Source organism: Leptolyngbya sp. CCNP1308 (genome assembly GCF_034932455.1).
In the GTDB taxonomy this organism is placed as follows: domain Bacteria; phylum Cyanobacteriota; class Cyanobacteriia; order Phormidesmidales; family Phormidesmidaceae; genus Nodosilinea.
Genome location: NZ_JAYGIH010000105.1, coordinates 115,417 through 133,613, shown reverse-complemented (window position 1 = coordinate 133,613; position 18,197 = coordinate 115,417). Strand labels below are relative to the sequence as shown.

General features: G+C 54.9%; 18 protein-coding genes. 7 read left to right on the top strand and 11 right to left on the bottom strand.

What is annotated here, in order from left to right:
- Positions 1–119: 119 nt before the first annotated feature.
- Positions 120–1,853, top strand: a complete 1,734-nt coding sequence (locus VB780_RS26285) for an SUMF1/EgtB/PvdO family nonheme iron enzyme (protein ID WP_323354151.1) — start codon at positions 120–122, stop codon at positions 1,851–1,853.
- A 94-nt stretch (positions 1,854–1,947) separates the two neighbouring features.
- Here VB780_RS26285 and VB780_RS26280 read toward each other — a convergent pair whose 3' ends face one another.
- The 6 genes from VB780_RS26280 to VB780_RS26255 all read right to left on the bottom strand — a co-directional run bounded on the left by VB780_RS26280 (position 1,948) and on the right by VB780_RS26255 (position 8,300).
- A complete protein-coding gene (locus VB780_RS26280; protein WP_323354150.1) occupies positions 1,948–2,232 on the bottom strand; it encodes a hypothetical protein in 285 nt (94 codons plus the stop codon).
- Positions 2,233–2,658: 426 nt separating this feature from the next.
- Positions 2,659–3,318: a HEAT repeat domain-containing protein gene (locus VB780_RS26275; RefSeq protein WP_323354149.1), complete on the bottom strand. Its 660-nt coding sequence runs from the start codon at positions 3,316–3,318 to the stop codon at positions 2,659–2,661.
- 10 nt (positions 3,319–3,328) lie between these two features.
- Positions 3,329–4,024, bottom strand: coding sequence for a HEAT repeat domain-containing protein (locus VB780_RS26270; protein ID WP_323354148.1), 696 nt, complete (start codon positions 4,022–4,024; stop codon positions 3,329–3,331).
- 71 nt (positions 4,025–4,095) lie between these two features.
- Complete coding sequence (locus VB780_RS26265; protein WP_323354147.1) at positions 4,096–7,206, bottom strand: HEAT repeat domain-containing protein; 3,111 nt, start codon at positions 7,204–7,206, stop codon at positions 4,096–4,098.
- Positions 7,207–7,322: 116 nt separating this feature from the next.
- Positions 7,323–7,838: a hypothetical protein gene (locus tag VB780_RS26260; protein ID WP_323354146.1), complete on the bottom strand. Its 516-nt coding sequence runs from the start codon at positions 7,836–7,838 to the stop codon at positions 7,323–7,325.
- Between the two features lie 15 nt (positions 7,839–7,853).
- Complete coding sequence (locus VB780_RS26255; protein ID WP_323354145.1) at positions 7,854–8,300, bottom strand: hypothetical protein; 447 nt, start codon at positions 8,298–8,300, stop codon at positions 7,854–7,856.
- A gap of 594 nt (positions 8,301–8,894) precedes the next feature.
- Between VB780_RS26255 and VB780_RS26250 the strand changes: the two genes are divergently transcribed.
- Positions 8,895–9,152 (top strand): hypothetical protein, encoded by a 258-nt coding sequence (locus VB780_RS26250; protein ID WP_323354144.1) that lies wholly within the window; start codon positions 8,895–8,897, stop codon positions 9,150–9,152.
- A 78-nt stretch (positions 9,153–9,230) separates the two neighbouring features.
- Here VB780_RS26250 and VB780_RS26245 read toward each other — a convergent pair whose 3' ends face one another.
- From VB780_RS26245 to VB780_RS26225, 5 genes are all read right to left on the bottom strand, one after another.
- Positions 9,231–10,112, bottom strand: a complete 882-nt coding sequence (locus tag VB780_RS26245; RefSeq protein ID WP_323354143.1) for an S-methyl-5'-thioadenosine phosphorylase — start codon at positions 10,110–10,112, stop codon at positions 9,231–9,233.
- 28 nt (positions 10,113–10,140) lie between these two features.
- Positions 10,141–10,989 (bottom strand): Tab2/Atab2 family RNA-binding protein, encoded by an 849-nt coding sequence (locus VB780_RS26240; protein ID WP_323354142.1) that lies wholly within the window; start codon positions 10,987–10,989, stop codon positions 10,141–10,143.
- The gene (locus tag VB780_RS26235) at positions 10,986–11,144 is read right to left on the bottom strand and encodes a hypothetical protein (RefSeq protein WP_323354141.1); all 159 of its coding nucleotides are present in this window, start codon (positions 11,142–11,144) and stop codon (positions 10,986–10,988) included. The genes VB780_RS26240 and VB780_RS26235 overlap by 4 nt, the downstream gene beginning before the upstream one ends.
- A gap of 340 nt (positions 11,145–11,484) precedes the next feature.
- Positions 11,485–12,486 (bottom strand): adenosylcobinamide-phosphate synthase CbiB, encoded by a 1,002-nt coding sequence (cbiB, locus tag VB780_RS26230; RefSeq protein ID WP_323354140.1) that lies wholly within the window; start codon positions 12,484–12,486, stop codon positions 11,485–11,487.
- Entirely contained in the window at positions 12,464–12,907 is a 444-nt protein-coding gene (locus VB780_RS26225; protein WP_323354139.1) for an Rrf2 family transcriptional regulator, read from the bottom strand. Before VB780_RS26225 ends, cbiB begins: the two co-directional genes overlap by 23 nt.
- Before the next feature lie 236 nt (positions 12,908–13,143).
- Between VB780_RS26225 and VB780_RS26220 the strand changes: the two genes are divergently transcribed.
- The 5 genes from VB780_RS26220 to VB780_RS26200 all read left to right on the top strand — a co-directional run bounded on the left by VB780_RS26220 (position 13,144) and on the right by VB780_RS26200 (position 18,088).
- Positions 13,144–13,545, top strand: a complete 402-nt coding sequence (locus tag VB780_RS26220; RefSeq protein WP_323354138.1) for an AbrB family transcriptional regulator — start codon at positions 13,144–13,146, stop codon at positions 13,543–13,545.
- Between the two features lie 263 nt (positions 13,546–13,808).
- Positions 13,809–15,278 (top strand): hypothetical protein, encoded by a 1,470-nt coding sequence (locus VB780_RS26215; protein ID WP_323354137.1) that lies wholly within the window; start codon positions 13,809–13,811, stop codon positions 15,276–15,278.
- Between the two features lie 36 nt (positions 15,279–15,314).
- Positions 15,315–16,004 (top strand): C40 family peptidase, encoded by a 690-nt coding sequence (locus VB780_RS26210; RefSeq protein ID WP_323354136.1) that lies wholly within the window; start codon positions 15,315–15,317, stop codon positions 16,002–16,004.
- Positions 16,005–16,037: 33 nt separating this feature from the next.
- Positions 16,038–17,012, top strand: coding sequence for a UPF0104 family protein (locus VB780_RS26205; protein WP_323354135.1), 975 nt, complete (start codon positions 16,038–16,040; stop codon positions 17,010–17,012).
- A gap of 65 nt (positions 17,013–17,077) precedes the next feature.
- A complete protein-coding gene (locus VB780_RS26200; RefSeq protein ID WP_323354134.1) occupies positions 17,078–18,088 on the top strand; it encodes a glycosyltransferase family 2 protein in 1,011 nt (336 codons plus the stop codon).
- The last annotated feature ends 109 nt before the right edge of the window (positions 18,089–18,197 follow it).

The following is an 18,197-nucleotide window of genomic DNA, read 5'->3' as shown; positions in this document are numbered from 1 at the left end:
CATATATTGAGGGCTGCTGTGTAAGGAGTTTGACAACTCATTCGGAACTGGAATCTTTGGGTTGGCGTCCATCATCTTAGCTACCAGGTGTGCATTCTACCTTTCGGCAGCTAACTTCTATGACGAACGCCAAGTCTATTTTTATCTCCTACCGTCGGCTGACCAGCATCGACATTACAGGGCGAATCTACGACCGGCTGGTGGCTCATTTTGGCGAAAACAGCGTCTTTAAGGACGTCGATTCGATTCCCTTTGGGGTGAATTTTCGCCACCATTTAGAGCAAGAGGTCAGCCATTGCCCGGTGCTGCTGGCGATTATTGACCCCCAGTGGTTGGGGGTTACCGATGACCGAGGCAGGCCCAAACTGGCAAACCCCGCCGACTGGGTGCGGGTTGAAATTGAAGCGGCTCTGCGGCGCGATCGCCTCGTCATTCCAGTACTGGTGGGCGGGGCTACCCTGCCTGAGGATGATGCCCTACCCGAGGGGATGAGGGGTTTGGTGCACCGCCAGAGCGCCTTGGTGCGCTGCGACCCCGACTTCCACCGCGATCTGGATCGGCTGATTCATCGTATTGAGGGCGTATTCAGCAGCTTGGCGATCGGTAGTACCCCCTCCACCCCGTCGAGCTTACCCGCTCCTAGTTTGATTGATGAGCTGGCGGCGGCCCTGGCGACCGCTAACAAAACCGCCCAAGAGTCGGCAATTCGCCCTATGGGACGCCGCCGCTGGCTACGCCTGGCAGGATTAGGGCTGCTGGGGGGCGGTACCGCTATGGCAGTGCGTCAGCAGGTGCCAGCCCTACAAACCCTCACCCCTGGGGAGGTCTCTAAAGCCATGCCTGCCTTGGCTACGCTGCCCGATCGCATTCAAAACGCCCTAGCGCAGGGAGAAGGTGCAGCGCTCACGCCTACCCTAGAGCCGCTAGATTTGGGCACCTCTACCTCTGCCCTGGAGTCCCCTGGGCTAGCGACTCCTGACCCAGATGCACCGACCCTAGGGGCGTCAGATTCGGGTGAGCTGTACAGCTATGAATCGGTGACGGTCGATGAGTTTGGCATGGGGCGATCGCAGGTCAAATTCTCCACCCCCGCCCACAAGGCTCTGCGGCTAGAGACCCCCATTGGCCCGGTGACTCTGCGGCTAGTGTCAATTGTGGGCGGTCAGTTTGTGCTGGGTGCCCCCGCCACCGAGCCGGGTCACGACCCATTGCAGCCCCCCCAAACCATTGCCGCCGTAGAATCGTTTTGGATGAGTGTGCACCCCATTACCCAGGGGCAGTGGCGGGCGGTGGCGCAGCTGCCCGCCGTCAGCCGAGAGCTTGACCCCAACCCGGCTTACTTCACCGGCAACGATCGCCCGGTGGAGCAGGTGTCGTGGCTGGAGGCGGTCGAGTTTTGCGATCGCCTCAACCAGCTAGTCGAAACTCACCCCGATCAGCCCGGTCTGCGGCGCTATCGCCTGCCCACCGAGGCCGAGTGGGAATACGCCTGCCGCGCCAAAACCACTACTCCGTTCCACACGGGCCAAACCCTCACCACTGAGCTGGCCAACTACAACGGCACTCAGCCCTACCGCCAAGAACCCGTGGGCCAGTTTCGCGGCACCACCACGGCGGTCGGGGCCTTTGGCAAGGCTAACGACTTCGGCCTCTACGACATGCACGGCAATGTGCTGGAATGGTGCTCTTCAAGCCGAGACGCATCCCCTGGCGATGTTTGGCAGGTAGTGCGGGGTGGCTCGTGGCAAAGCCCGCCCCAGCAGTGCCGCTCGGCATTTCGCTCGGGTCGCAAGGCCGACACCCGCAGCAATGAAGTGGGCTTTCGTATTGTGGGCGAGGCTGTTCTGTCCTAGGCTACAGAACCCGATCTTTAAAAAAACCGGGTTCTGCATCAGCCAGCTAGTAGACACTATTTAGACCACTGTAGGTTCAGTGTTCTGCGGCTGCTCAACTCAGCTGCCTGTCGCGCCTCAGCAGACTAAACACCTCGCCCTGCTCTGGGGTGATCAAAATCCCAGACGGTGGAATCGTAATCAACTGGCTCCAGGTGGCCTGCTCGGCATAGGTCAGCACATGCAGTAGGTTGATCGTTGCTCGCACCCCGTCGGGTGAGCCAATCACCAAATGGCGCAAGCGATCGCGCCCCGGCTGGGCTTCTGGATTCGCTAGCAGCAGCGGACTGGTCGCCTCGCCCCGACGGGCTGACGACACCAAATAGGGTAGACACAACATGAGGAATTCCTCCAAAACAACAGTGGGTAGGAAATTCCCCAAAAACTTGGCCGCCCCAGACATGTGCAGTTCAGGACGGCCAGGTAAAATCACCTTAGCCTCCGAGACAGCTACTCCTGTCGACGGGGTTAGCCGCTGGTTGGTGTTGACAGCACCTTCCAGTGGCGTTAGACCAAATTTTTGGGAAGCTCAGACTGCACGCAGACAGCCATAGCTCAGTAAAATACCCCATTCGGACGCCCAAATCAAGTCACAATCGCTACCTGGTGAGAAACCGAATTCAACGTTGCGGTTGCACGCTAAAGCATCATTCCCATGCTCTGCGTGGGAACGTCGCCCTTGGCGCTCTAGTGCCCTGGCATAGATGACGCTGGAGCGTCTAGGATGCGTCGATAACCAAGGCTTTGCTAAGCCTAATTGATGCCGTCAAATGCCTTCTTCGGGAGTTGTGCTCAGAGTATCGATGTAGGTGATTAAAGCCTTGGCCCAAACGCTTTCTTCCAAAAAATGCTTTAAAACCTCTACCAGGGTGGCTTTGCTGGCTTGAAAGTGACGCTCTGGGTTAAGGAGTTGTTGGCGGAGGATAGCCAGCCTAGAAGCTCTGTCTTGCTGAATTTCGGTGAACTCCGCATCAATGATGGTTAGCGCCTGAGATTCTGTGGCTACTGTTGGGTTCTGTGTTTGCAAGTCAACGAGGGTGCCGTTGAGTTCGGCAATCAATGCCTGAAGTTCTGGGCTGGTGGCATAGTTGTATTGGATACCAACTTGGTCGCCCTGAATGGTGACGTCGCCTGTGTTGATGTTGCCGACGCTGCCAATGTTAAAGGTGGGTTGGTTTTTCGGTGGGTCGGCCATAGTGGTTAGATTGGATTTAGCGATTGAGACCAGGGCATCCATGGCATTTAAGCGTACCTGAACGTCACTGTCGGTTGATACAGCCTGACACAGGGTAAGGATCGCATCGGGAATGCCCAATCTTCCCAAAGATTTAGCAGCCCGTGCGCGAAGGCGAGGATTTTCGGATTCCAGCAGAAGTTGACAGAGGATTCTGACGATTTCTGCTTGTTGATCTGGTGTGATGGACACTCACGATTCCTCACGCCACGGAGTAATCTTGAGCGGCGGTGCCTAGAGCCTCTACGGCTGTTTCTCGCACGGCGGCGTCGGGGTCTTGCAAGAGGCGAACCAGCATGGGGATGGTATCTTTGCGGCCTAGTTTGCTAAGAGCGATCGCGGCGTTTTGCCGTAGGTTGGGGTTGGGGTCAGCAACTAGCTCAACTAAGGTATCGATGGCGAGTTGTGAACCAATGGCTCCAATGGCTTCTACCGAATGGGCTTCGACGGTGGGGTCGGAATCTGTAAGCATGTCGAGCAAGGCCGGAATGGCGACTTCGACCCCCATTGCCCCTAAAACGCTGGCTGCTGTGCCGCGTACAGAGGGGGCTTGGTCGTTAAGGGCGTCGAGTAAACCTGGAATTGCTGACTCAGAGCCAATGTGGCCCAGTGCTGCTGCCGCTGCTTGACGGGTGGTTGCGGCCCCGTTTTCAAGCACTTGAAGCAATTGGGGAACAGCGGATTCATGGCCAAGATGCCCTAGTGCCTGGATGGCGCTGCATTGTACAGCCACGTTTGAGTCTGCTAGGGCTGTCAGCAACAATGACGTGACGGCTTGATCACCTAGTTTGCCTAAAGACTCTGCGGCTTTGGCTCTCACCTCTGGGTTAGTGTCATTGGTGAGAGCATGCGCAATGGTGTCTAAGACCATCTGGCGGTAGTTGGTTGATCGCTCCATTAGTTCTCTCCAGCGAGGGATGTAATTAGCGGCATGAAGTACCTGGGCCATACTGTTTTGAAGAACTGAAATCAGTTAAAGCCTTTTTGATCACCTTCAATTGTTACTGAGCCAGTATTTACGACACCGACTGGGGCATGGAAATGAAATGTTTGACCGTTGTCTAATAACGATTGATCCTCAACAGACTCTAACTGTAGCTGAGCAACTTCATAGTTGTAGAATTCACAACGAGATTGTATGGATTCAATTACCCCGACAGATATACTACCCCCTTCTGAGAAATACAGGTTTTGTAGTTCGGGAAGATACATAACCGTTACTTCAGCTGGCATATATTTTAAAGACTCTGCCGCGCCTAAAGAGACCATCAAGTCAGAATCTGTAAGTAGTCTCATCAAACTATCTATGACGTTTCTGCTGGAAAAGTATCTTAGGGTTCTTACAACCTTGCTGCGCAAAAGATTGTCTTTTGATTCTTCTAACAAAATTAGCAATGCATTTTCTAATCGTTCATTTTGAGGCAATCCGGGCACAAAGGAGCAAAGATTTCTTAAGACTTCAACGTCATGACTGACAGTATTACTGTCTTCCCTAAATTCAATATAATATATTAACTTTGAGAGAGTATTGCTGGATACAACAATCTGATCAGGAGAATTCTTAGCAATAGCTGATAATCTCTGTGCAGCAATTTCGCGCACATCACGATGTGGGTCATCTAAGGCTTTTATCAGAAGGTGAATCGCATCCTCTCCGAACAACTTCTCTAGATTGCCAATGGCATGTCCTCTCACATAATGATGTGGATCTGATATGGCCTCGAGAACCATTTTTGTAGCATCTTCTTTTGGAAGAAGACTAGATAAGCTATCGATAGCATTGCCCCTACAAGTAGAATTTTCGGAGTTCAAATTAGAAACCCAATAATTGATTTTTTGTTGTTTCGCCGTAGCCTTATCCTTTAGAGCGGATGGCGAAGTGCTATGTATCCTATCTTCTATCTTACGAATGGCAAAACAGGCTTCGATGTGAATATCATCGTCATTAGATAATTTTGCTTCAAATAAAGAGATGAGACATGTTTCATCACCAACTCTGGCTAAAACTTCAATGGCACTTTTGCAAACAGCCTTTTCTCTGTACCTGAGAAGTTTGATCAATGTAGGGAAAACCTCAGGCATCATCTTTTCTACCTGATATGAAGCCATGGTAGCTGTATTGTAATCAACATCTTGTGATGCTCGTAAAAGTTCAGTAACAGATTCTTCAGAATTGTCTTTGCCTAATATATTGATTACTATTGCCATGCGAACATTTGCTTCTTTTTCCTTGTACAGGAGGTTACGGACTATCTCAAAGACGTGTTTTTGATCCAGCGTTGATAATGTTCTTATAGCAGTTTCACGAACAGAGGGGTTGGTATCCTGAAAGGCTTTTAGAATGATAAATTCAGCTCTTGACGGGTTTAGCTTTCTTGATGCCCAAACTGCCTTTTTACGTGTCTCCAAGTCTGCATCGTTCAAGAATTCGAGCAATACATCTGATGCATCGAGAGACTTGATTTCACTAAGGATATGGATTTGCATCCATATAGGGCAATTATCAATATCAAGTAAACTCAAATTTCTGTTTTGGTTATCTGGATGAACTGCGCCTGCTAGTCGAGCACCTAAAACCAAATCTATACTACGAGCTAAATCAATGATTTTATCAACATGATTCAAGTTTTCAAGGATTGATAACATTAATTTTATCGGCTCGGTCCACTTCCGTAGGTTCAAGTAAAAGTGCTGAAAGTGCTGCGCATCAGAGAGAAAAAAGTATTTTCTTGTTCTACTCAAAAGCTCCTCAGCAGCATAATATTCTTGAAGAGATTGGTGGCAAAACTTGATACGACGATTACCTGGCTTTCCCTGTGATTTAAGTAAATGGCAATTGCTTAAAAGCCTTAATGTTACTTTAGAACCTAAAAGAATCTGCGCATCAGCTTCAGAAATCTCTAACCGGAAGTCAGTAAGATTTTCCTTGCTGGTAGACCGCATCATCTCAAATGCTAGCTTGCTAAGCAAGGTTTGAGACTCAGTCAGATTAATACCTTCTTTCGAGCGTTCTAAGTAAAGCGTGGTAAATCTTCGATATGCTTCTCCGCGAGTTTCTGGAATCTCTTTATTGGTATTAAATATGCTGTACAGCATCCACACCATCAAAGGAGTGTCTCCAAAATCTCTCACTCGATTGCATAGAACCTCTAAGTCTGTCTGGCTGTCATCAGGTAAATGCTTATGGAAAAAGTAAGTGACTTCTTTATGAGTCAGGGGCTGAATTTCTAGACTTTGACCAAGTTCTCTCCAATCCCCTTCATTCCGGCTAGTAGCAACTATAGGGATATTCCTACAATATTTCTTGATTTTTGGTTTCGCGCTCTCGTTAGGCAATTCATTGAAGCCATCTATAAATAAAGCAAGGTGTTTTTTCCGGATTTGCTTCAGGCCATCTTTGTCTAAGTCAAAATCATGACTTTGCAGAGAACTTAGAATCAAGCCTTCTAATCCGCTATCTTCTCCTTCGGTTTCATAAGACTTTAGCTCTACTAGTACAGGAATCAAGTCAGACTTACCTTGTCGCGCTTTAAGCGCAGCTTCATAGAAAAGCCTTGCAAGCAGGGTAGACTTTCCAGAACCTGAACTTCCATATATGAGCAAACTTTGATTTTCAACTTCCTGAATTACCTGCAAGATTGGCTTTCTCTTTGTTTGCTGCGGTTCGTTGTCTTGCGGTGGTTCATTCTTCTCTTGTTGTTTGGCTTTAATTTGGGTATCCAAACTAAATTCAAACCACGTTGATTCATTAATCTCGTCTATGAAAGCATAGTGCTTCCAGTAGTTTTGATAGTCTTCACAAACCGAATTCAAATAGTCCTTAAATTCTGCAAGAATATTTGAGTTAGAACAGCTTTCCACTCTGCCAAGTTTGCTCAAACGAGCCTCAACCTCAACTAAATCGCATCCAATATAACTTTCAGCCCACGCCAGTAAAGCCGCTACCCGTTCTCCAGGAGAAGCAGCAGGCCCAGGAATATTCTTCCTCGGAACATGCAACTCAAAAAGTAGCCTTTCCATGTCCTGGGGCGGAAGTTCACTCAGAGCGTCGAAGAGTTGAGAGCGTTCGGTTAGAGTCATCACTGACGCTGGAATACTGGACTTTGGGCAGGTTGCCTTTTACACCAATGTTACTTCAATCAAGATGGCTTGGCTTTTCCAGCTATTCAGTACGAGATTAGCCTCCATACTGCCCGCTAATCCCACCAGTAGGAGACGACGATCGCATCTCGATCCTGGTCAGCCTGCTTGCCCCACAGGCCATCCTTCAACCGCAGCGACAGGTAGTTCCTAAACTTCCAGTCTTCCTCCTCTTCGAGGGAGCCATCAAAGGCAGAGACCTCATCGGCCTTCCACTTTTTACCCAACTCCATCAGCTGCGCCACGATCGCATCCCGGTTCTCCGTCAAAATATAGAGCGTATCTGCCGGGTACTGCACAAAGTGAATGATGCTGGCGTCTGGCATAGGGCGATAGTTCGCCATCGCCAGCAGCGTATCCACCACGCCGTTAAAACTTAGCCCGTGTTTGTCGGGGGCAAAGACAGGCTTGGTAAACAAAAAGCTCTCCCACAGGTCAGGATGGTTCGCTAAGTCAGTAATCACCTGCGGCCCGTCGAACAGATTGAACTGCCGCTGCCACACCAGAGCCGCAAACAACTCTTGGGGCGCGTAGGTTTCTGCCAGATGTTGTACTTTGCTCAGCTCAAGCATGGGGGCACCTCAAAACTAGGCCGGGTTGCGCTGGGCCTGCTGTAGCTCTGCGATCGCAGCCTTGACCTGCTGCTGGTGCTGCCGCCGCCGTTGGTAGTGGGCTACACCCTGCTCAATCTGTGCGTTCCTAGGGTCATCGGCGTTACCGAACACCATGCCACCGAAGAACGAGACCCAGCCCTTCTTATCGGGTTCAGCCGTTTCGTAGTCGCGAATGCGCTCGTCTACGCATTGGCTCACATGGTCTAAAATCTCTGCATCAGACTTGTCAGCCCAGGATAGATCAATACCGGGATACTGCCGAATCACCTCCCAGATGTGAACCGGAATCGGCACCGTTACCCGGTTGTATGAAGCCTCAAACTGCACCTGCTCTAACTCCAGGTATACGTAGTTGTCGTCCAGCGCTTCATGATAGAAGTGAAACGTCTGCCCATAGGCGATAGTAGCTTTTGTAGACATGGTGAATACCTGCCCTAGATGAACGTAAAGTGAGCATAGGAAACAAGTCTATGCCCATCCTTACGAAGTTTGGGGCAGCTGGACAAAGCAGAACGTGCCCAGCCTATACCTTCATTAATCCACGGGTCTGTCGCGCCTCAGCAAGCTAAACACCTCCCCCTGCTCTGGCGCGATCGCCCCCTGCAGCACCCCACCACTCTATTGTCAGAGCTGCATCCTTTAGTGTGAGGCCGCAACGCTTTAGTGCGAAAGCCCAACATTCGATTGTCAGACCGCAATGCTTTAGTGCAACGGCGCAACATTCGATTGCAAGGCCGCAACATCTTAAGTTGCGGCGCGACAATGCTGCTGCAACAGCACAACCCTTTAAGTAGTCAATACACAATGCTTCTGTCATAGAGCAACTTCGAATAGTCGCCCGCTGCACCATTAACTGCTCAATATACAATGCTGCTGTCATTGCTGCAAATCAATCATTCTCGCCCTGCATCACTATTGTTGCGCCACACCTTGCTTCGACCCGTTGTAGCAGTCATCCAGGCTTTATCAAAACTGCTGGTGTTGGGTCACAATCTTTCAAATCGAGGCCGCAGTATGCTTCCTGCACCGGGCAATCTTGGCCATAGACGAGACAACGCCATTTTGGCCATGCAGCAAAAAGAAATCGAGCTGCAAGTCATGGTCAAAGCCGCATCCGATGCCGCCCGCCAGGCCGAATGGGACTTTCACAACTCGATTTTGGGCATGAAGGAAGCCGTGCGGGCGCAGTTTGGCCCCGACAGCAACGCCGCCCAGGCGATCGGCTACAAGAAAAAGTCAGAGCGCAAGCGCCCCCGCCGCCGCAGCGCTTAGTGCAGTTGTAGATACTGTTTAAGCTGCTTGCTGTAAGCTAAAGAACCCCGAACTTTTTGAAAAATCCGGGGTTTTTGGTCAGGGAAGATACTTCTTCAACAGCAGGCTGAGCTTATCTAGGGTCGCCTGGGGTGCTTTGTCGAGGGGCGTAATGATGGCGTACTTTAGCGCCGAGTGGGCCTCCGACTCGGGCGGATTGGCCGCAATGCGGTTCACCACTTCGCGAATCACCCGCTGGGCGTTGACGGCGTTCTTTTGCAGGTTGCCGATCACCATCTCAACGGTGACGCTGTCGTGGTCGGGGTGCCAGCAGTCGTAGTCGGTGACCAGGGCCAGGGTGGCGTAGGCGATCTCGGCCTCGCGGGCCAGCTTGGCCTCGGGCAGGTTGGTCATGCCGATGATGGTCGCACCCCAGCTGCGGTACAGCTCCGATTCGGCCTTGGTAGAGAAGGCTGGCCCTTCCATGCAGACGTAGGTGCCGCCCCGGTGCAAATCAACATCCGGCAGTTCCAGGCTTTCGACGGCATCGGCCAGCACCTTGGCCAGGGCATTGCACACCGGGTCGCCAAAGGTAATGTGCCCCACCAGCCCCTCGCCAAAGAAGGTGTTGACGCGGTTGCGGGTGCGATCGATAAACTGGTCGGGCACCACCATATCCAACGGCTTGGCCGCCTCTTTGAGCGAACCCACGGCGGAAGCCGAAATCAGATATTCCACCCCGAGAGATTTCATCGCGTAGATGTTGGCGCGAAAGGGCAGCTCGGTGGGCATGAGGGTGTGGCCGCGCCCGTGGCGGGCCAAAAATGCCACGCGAGTGCCATCCAGCGTGCCGAGAATAATCGCGTCGGAGGGGCTGCCAAAGGGCGTGTCAATGCGAATTTCTTCGATGTCGGTGAGGGCTTCCATTTGGTAGAGGCCGCTGCCGCCGATGATGCCAATCTGTGCCTGTGGTGCCGCCATGGTGGTTACTGTCTAAAGCTGGACTGCCTTATGATACCTGGGGTTGCTGTAATAGCCAGAGGCCGGTGGTGGTCATGCCTGAGTCATCTGGGCGCACCAGCAGAAAGTGGAGCCCCTGGCTCTCTCGTTTGCGCTGCTCAAAGCGCTGGCCAGCAGTGGCGACATCGGGGTCGCTAAAGGTGGTGAAGACCCAGCGATCGCACAGTCCCGCCTCCAAAATCAGCCCATCCGGCTCCCCCCGCACGTAGCTCAGCCAGGCGGGAGCATTGGCCTGAATCCACTGGGCCAGGGCCATCGCCTGCCGCCCCGCATCCACCACAATGCCAGGAATTGGCGTGGTGCTGGCCAAGCCCAGACGAGAGGGCATGAGATTGGGCGGCAGGTGGCGTAAGGGAATGGGTTCGTGGGGCAGGGTTTGTTCAAAGTCGTAGGCCGATAGCGCCGTAAAGCCCCAGCTATCCCCCCAGAGATTTTCCGGCAGGGGCAGCGGCGGTGGCGACTCGATGTGCAGCGGGTTGTAGGGCACCGGAATGGCGTTGGGCTGACTGGGATACCACTTGGCCCGCTGCTGAAGCCACTGGTGCAGGGTGGGGGTATGGCGCGTCGGTTCGACCGCAATCCCCAGCGACTTACAGCTAACGGTCAGCAGCGAGAGCGCCTGGGGCCGAAACACCTGAATTTTCTCGGGGGGGGTGCCAGCTTTTTCTAGCGCGAGGCCCACCTGTTCGCTCACCCAGGCTTTGTTCACCGCTGCTTGGGGAGCCGTAGCCCCGTAGCTAAAGGCAAAATCATCGCTGCATAGCAAGATTTCCCAGAGGGGTTCGCCGCTAGGGCTAGCCAGGGGCGGACGGTGCAGATCTGCCTGCCAGATAGTCATGATCTGGAGCTGGCCGAGACGGGCTCAGCACTGAGAGTATACCGCTGGGTGACAGCGCAGCAGGACAGCGACGCCCGCAGGCCAAACTCGTTGCGAAAGTAGGCCACCGGGCGATCGGGGCTGAGGCGGGGAACCCAGGAGGTGGCGGAACTCATACCTGAGATCTGTACTGGAGGAGAAGACTGCGTATACATTACCCAAGAGTACTCCAACCGATCAAATATTCAGATTTTTTACAGGGAGGATGCAGCATGGCGGAGGTGTACTGGCTAAAAGTGAGCCAACTCCGGTTTCAGCCTCTAACGTAGAAGGCACGGTCGGTTGGGATTTGGGTAAATAGCCCCGCCATAAATTGTAAATTGAGCGATCGCAAGGGTAAAAAACTGGCCAAGCTGGGACTTCCGCTGCCGATGGGCAACCATCCCCTTGACCAGCTTTGATTTTTTAACCGCTGCGGCCAAAACAGCGGCTTTTGTACAACCTGCTCACTCAAAATTAAGGTACTAGACTACTAGTCCATCGCATTACAGCGACCATAGCACTGACTCCGACGACGATCCACAGTAGAAAGGCATGGCGGGTGAGGGTGAGGGCTTGATCGATGCGATCGCCCCCAATCTCCCCCACTGCATCCCCCAGCAGCGGTTTCTCTTTCACCTGACCTCTATATATATTCTGTCCGCCCAGCTGCACTCCCAGGGCAGCGGCGTAGGCGCACTCGCTCCAGCCCGCGTTGGGGCTGGGGTCGGCAGGGGCATCACGGCGGCAAATAGCCCAGACCCGGCGGGGATTTCCCGACAGCAGGGCAATGGTCGCTACCGTCAGGCGGCAGGGCAGCCAGGTCAGCCCATCCTCAAAGCGGGCGCTAAACCAGCCCAGGTGGGTGTAGGGGCTTTCTCGGTAGCCAATCATCGAGTCTAGGGTGCTGGCGGCTTTGTAGGCTAGGGCCATGGGTACACTGCCCCAGGGCAGAAAAGCTCCTACCAAGGCGTAAAACAGCGGAGCCAGCACGCCGTCGGTGGCGTTCTCGCTGACGGTTTCGAGCACCGCGCGCAAAATCTCAGGCTCATCCAGGTTCTCGGTGTCGCGACCCACGTAGAGGGCCAGCCGCTGCCGCGCCAGGGGAATATTGCCCGACTCCAGCGGGGCCAGCACGTCTTCCGCCGCCCGCCGCAGGCTGCGCCCAGCAAAGCAGCTGGCCAAGAGCACCACTTCACACCCTAGCCCGACAGCAGGATGAACCATCCCGGCCAGGCGCACCATGCCCCATCCCACCAGCCCGCTGCCGAGAATGATGCCCAGACCGAGGAGAACGCCTAGCGATCGCTCCCCCAATGACGACAACTTGAGGCGAAAAATGCTCTGCGAACCCCAGGTAATCACCTGGCCGATCGCCTGTACGGGATGGGGCCAGCCCCAGGGGTCGCCGACGATGCGATCGAGGGCGGCTGCCAGTACCAGTGCGATCGCGTGGTTAAACCACAAAGCTGACATCATCCCCCTGGGCCGCCTGCCAACTGCGGGCATCGAAATACAAGTCTTCCAGAGAAATACTATAGAGGGCTTCGTTCAGCTTTTGGGAAAGCCGGTTCCACACCGCGAAGGTAACCCAGTCTTCGGCCTGGTCGGCCTGGGGGCTGTGGCGCGGCAACGGGTCAACCTGTTCACCTACGGCGGCTAATATTTGGCCCAAAAAAATTTGGTCAGCGGGCTTAGCTAACCGATAGCCGCCCTGGGGGCCGCGCACCGATTCCACAATGCCGGCCCGCCGCAGTTCAATCAGTAATTTTTCTAGGTAGGGCGGCGGCAGCCCCTGACGCGCCGCAATGGTGTGTACCGAGACAGGGCGGCGGGAGGGATGCAGCGTCAGGTCGAGCAGTGCCTTAACACTGTAATGTCCGCGAGTTGTTAGTTTCATCTGATTTAAATCATCCCGCCGGTTGCCACTATTCTACGGTGTTCATGGAGGACAAAAAGACGGTTCTTTTGTGCCCTAGGGCTACACAGTTAGGAGCGCAAAAAAAGAGAGTGCAAAAAACTATTTCGCTGTAGTATCATTTTGCGTGTTGTCATTAAAGTAGAGCCAGGTAGAACAGGTCTGCTGTTCCTGCTCAAAGTGTTTGGAGCAAACCGTTGTGAACGAGAATAGAGTGAATGGCTAAGGCAACCCAGGTAGAACCACTGATTGGTCAAGAGCTACTACAAAAGGTCAAAGATCTCGACGAGCTTAGCAAAGAAGACAAGGCAAAAGCCTGTGGCTATTACACGTTGACCAAGGCGGGCAAACCCCGGGTCAACATGATGAAATTTCTCAACGCCCTGCTTGAGGCGGAGGGTATTCAGTTTGATAGCGTCCAGAACGGCAACGGGCGCGGCGGACGGAGCGCCAGTTTTCGCATTACGGTGCAGTCTAACGGCAACCTACTGATCGGCTCGGCCTACACCAAGCAGATGGGGCTCAAAGCGGGCGACGAGTTTGAAATTACCCTGGGGCGCAAGCATATCCGGCTCAAGCAGCTGGGAGAAAATGGTGCCCTGATGGACGACGATGAGTAGAAAATCTGAGCGGTAGGTACTCCCTTTAGGTTTTGGGCGAGAGTGATCCGTTTTTAGGTCGCTTGAGTACAATGGGCGAACCAAGTCCACAAGGGTTTGGTTCGCCTTTTTTTAGTGCTCCTTAGCCCTCTACCGGGCTCACTCTTTGCCAATGCCTTTAAGGGGGCGAAGTGGCTCTTTTTACTGCTGGAAAGCGGGAGATTTTTTCATCGCCCAGCAGCAGGCAAGATGGGTTTGAAAATACAGAATCGTACGATTGGTTCATGAACTTTCCTATAGTTTTAGACATTGCCCTAGGGCTAGTCTTTATCTTTTTTGTGCTGAGCCTGCTGGCGAGTGAGGCCCAGGAAATTATTGGCACGCTTTTGCAATGGCGAGCGGAGCATCTTAAGCAGTCCATTGAAGTGCTGCTGGCGGGCAACGATCGCGATCGCGAAGCGTCGGCCCAGGCTCTGGCGGACGCCCTCTACGAAAGCCCCTGGATTCGCGGGTTGAACCAGGAGGCTAAGGGGTCGATCGCGCGATCGTTTCGGCGCATTTCGCACTTGATTGGCCGCGTTTACCGCACCCTGACCGGCCAGCGCAATGTGTTTGGGGTGGGCAAAACCAGCGGCCCCAGCTACATTCCGCCCGAGGCCTTTGCCAACAGTCTGCTAGAGCGCATGCAGCTGGGCAACCTGTGGCAGGTGCTGGCCAACGATCGCATCCACGGTTTTGCCCGCGATCGCGTCCTCGGCCCTGTCACCAACATTCTCAGCGACCTCAAGGCCAGCACCGGCAACGAGTTTTTGCTCAACAGCGAACTTCAGCAGCTAGAGCAGGGCATCCGTACAATTATCGACGACTTTCAGGCGGGCATTGTCTCGCTGCCCGAAAGCCTCGATCGCGTTGTCAACCGTCTGGAGGAGTTTGGGCTGATGGCAACGGATGTATTACCTGACGGCCATCCCCTCACTGAAACGTTTTTGCGTCGCCTGGAGTATATCAAGCGCGGGCTGGCCAGCACCCCCACCGAGCGGGCGGCTATGCTCAGTAAACTGCGACCCAACGTGGCCCAGCTGCTCGACATTTTTGACGACAACAGCCCCGCCTACAGCGAGTTAAAGCGTCTAGCTCAGGGCGGCAACCTCGATGCCCAGGCGCTGATCGATCGCCTAGCTCAGGCTCCCATTACCCCGGCTTTGCGCAGCAGTCTGGCGGCGATCGCCCGCAAGATCGAAGTTACCGCCGACAGCACCCGCGACGATGTCAAACTGTTTGGCCTCGAACTCGAAAAGTGGTTCGATCGCGGCATGGAGCGGGCCACCGGGGTCTACAAGCGCAACGCCAAGGCCGTCGCGCTGATGATTGGCATTGCCACGGCAGTTTCCATCAACGCCGACTCGTTTCACATCGCCACTCGCCTGGCCGTGGACCCGATTCTGCGCGACTCGATTACCCAGACCGCCGACCAGCTGGTAGCCGAGTCTACTGGCGACTTGGGCCAAGACATTGAGCAGGTGCAGACCGCTGTAAACCAAGCTCTTGATGAGATTCCCTTTCCGCTGGGCTATGGCGAGATGGTGATGCAGCAGCAGCTCGCCGCCGAGGAGGCCTGGCCGATTCCCTTTGTGCCGCGCCGCCTGCTGGGCTGGCTAATCAGCGGGTTTGCCATCTCTATGGGGTCAACGTTCTGGTTTAACGTGCTGAAGAAGGTGGTGAATGTGCGCAATACGGGGGAGAAGCCGGAGTAGGTGAGGTGGATGAGGGAGGTGAGGGAGATAGGGGTGATGGGGGAGTTGTTTGGGCAGGAATATATTTGTAGGCAGGCACTGAATCTCTATAAAACGGCTGAACTGGAGGGGTTGGTGACCCAGGCGGCGGTGGGGCGGCATCTGAGGCGGGTAGAGGCTGAGCAGCAGTCCTCCAATGCCTACGCCGTGGTGCTCTGTGAGGATGACTATCCTGGCTGGATCAATGCCGCTGATTGGGATGCGCTCCAGCCTGCCGAGCAACCCTATCAGCCCGTTTCCCTCGATCGCAGCGCCATTGCGCCTCGCCTGCCGGAGGCGATCGCCTTTACAGAGCGGGCGATGGCGATGCCAAATACCTATCTGTGGGGCGGCACGGTTGGCCCCAATTACGACTGCTCGGGGCTGATGCAGGCGGCCTTTGCCTCGGTGGGCATTCGCCTGCCCCGCGACTCGTACCAGCAGGAGGCCTTTACCCAGCCCGTCGCCTGGGATGAGCTGACGCCGGGGGACTTAATCTTTTTTGGCACGCCTGAACGCACGAAGCACGTTGCCCTCTACCTAGGCCAGGGCGACTATATTCACAGTTCGGGGATTGATCAGGGCCGCAACGGGATTGGTATTGACTCGTTAAGTAATCTGTCGCATCCCGTGAGCGCGGCCTACCACCAGCAGCTGCGCCGGGCGGGGCGGGTAATGACCAGCTACTGCTCGGGCGGCGCGCTATAGTCCAAGCAGCGTTTGCCTGTTTGAGGGTCGCCCTTGTCGTTTTTGCATGCTGCCTGGCTCAAGCGCCTGAAGCCTCTGGCCCGCTGGGTGGTGGTGGGTGCAGCGATCGCCTTCTTGCTCCACACCCTGGTGCGCCACTGGGATGACATCAGCTCCCTGCGCATTAGCCCCCAGGGCTGGAGCCTGCTGCTGCTGGCCCTGGGCGTCACGCTGCTGGCCCACACCTGGGCAGGCTGGGTGTGGAGCTGGGCCCTGCAAGCCCTGCAACAGCCCATCCCCGGCAGCTGGAGCGCCCCCGTTTACCTGCAAACCAATCTGCTGAAATATCTGCCCGGCAACGTCTGGCACTTTTTTGGCCGAGTGCGCGCCCTGCGGAGTGCGGGGGTCGATAACGGCACGGCCATCATCGGCGTCGCCCTAGAACCTCTCCTTATGGCCGCCGCCGCCCTAGTAGTGGGTATCGCCACCCCTACCCACTACTGGCCCTTGCAGCTCTTGAGCTTGGGCGTCGTCCTCGCCACCCTTTCTCCCCGCTGGCTCAATCCCTTGGTCAATCGCCTGGGCCGCTCCAAAACTGCTGCTATCACCGCCAGCGAATCTCCCTCACCTCCCCCAATTCAAAATTCAAAATTCAAAATTCAAAATTCCCCCTCTCCCGGTCTCCGCCACTACCCCCTCAAACCCCTCCTCGGCCAGTTCGGCTACATAGCCCTGCGCGGCATCGGCTTCTGCCTGGTGCTCAACGCCGTGACACCGCTGGCGGCGATCGCTTGGCCCAGTACGATCAGCGCCTTTAGCCTGGCCTGGCTGGGGGGATTGGTAGTGCCGGGCGCACCGGGGGGGCTGGGCGTATTTGAGGCGATCGCCCTCAGTCTGCTCCAGGGTCAGTTCTCTGCCGCCGTGGTGCTGAGCGCGGTGGTGCTGTACCGGGTGGTCAGTACCCTGGCCGAGGCTCTAGGAGCGGGGTTGGCCACGCTTGATCAAAGCCTTTCCAGTACACTCAAGTAAATTGCCTATCCCCAGACGGCAGTGATACGGTTTTTGATGGTCTTCCCCGTTGTGCCGAAGCTGCCATGACATCTACCCAGTCCCCCTCGGTTTCTGCACTGCCCGCGCTCACGGTTCCCATCGACATTTCGGTGGTGGTGCCGGTGTACAACGAGTACGACAGCCTGCCTGCCCTGGTTGAGGCCATCACTAGAGCGCTCGACGGGCTGGGCTACAGCTACGAAATTTTGGGGGTAGACGATGGCTCTACCGATGGTTCGAGCGATCGCCTGCGCGAGCTGGCCCAGCAGTATCCCCAACTGCGGGCGGTGATTTTGCGCCGCAACTACGGCCAAACCGCCGCCATGGCCGCCGGATTTGACCATTCCCGGGGCCAGATCGTGATTACTATGGATGGCGATCTGCAAAACGACCCCGCCGACATTCCCCGCCTGCTCGATCGCCTCAACGAGGGCTACGACCTGGTCAGCGGCTGGCGCAAAAATCGCCAAGACAACACCCTCACCCGGCTGATTCCCTCCAAAATTGCCAACTGGCTGATTGCTGGCGTTACCGGGGTTGAGCTGCACGACTACGGCTGTTCCCTCAAGGCCTACCGGGCCGAGGTGATTCGCGACCTCAACCTCTACGGCGAGCTGCACCGCTTTTTGCCTGCCCTGGCCTTTATCGAAGGGGCACGCATTACCGAAATGCCCGTCACCCACCACCCCCGCCGCTTTGGCACCAGTAAGTACGGCCTGGGCCGCACCCTGCGCGTGGTGATGGATATGCTCACCGTCTACTTTATGAAAAAGTTTCTCACCCGGCCCATGCATGTGTTTGGCAGCCTGGGGCTGGCGTCGATGGCGGCGGGCATTGCCCTGGGGGTTTATCTCACCCTGGTAAAGATTTTGGCTGACCAGGATATCGGCGATCGCCCCCTCCTTGTCCTTGCCGTTGTCCTTCTGCTGGCAGGTATCCAGCTCTTCAGCTTTGGCCTGCTGGCCGAACTGCTGATGCGCACCTACCACGAATCGCAGCAGCGACCCATCTATCGGGTGCGTGAGGTGGTCAGCAACGCTGCATCTCAAGATTAGACTGTCCTAACTAAAGAAATTTCTAGAAAAGAAGATCCCTACTTTATTCGGCGACTGTAGCCACCGTAGGGTGGGCACTGCCCACCATTAGGAAGAAAGTTTTCCGGAA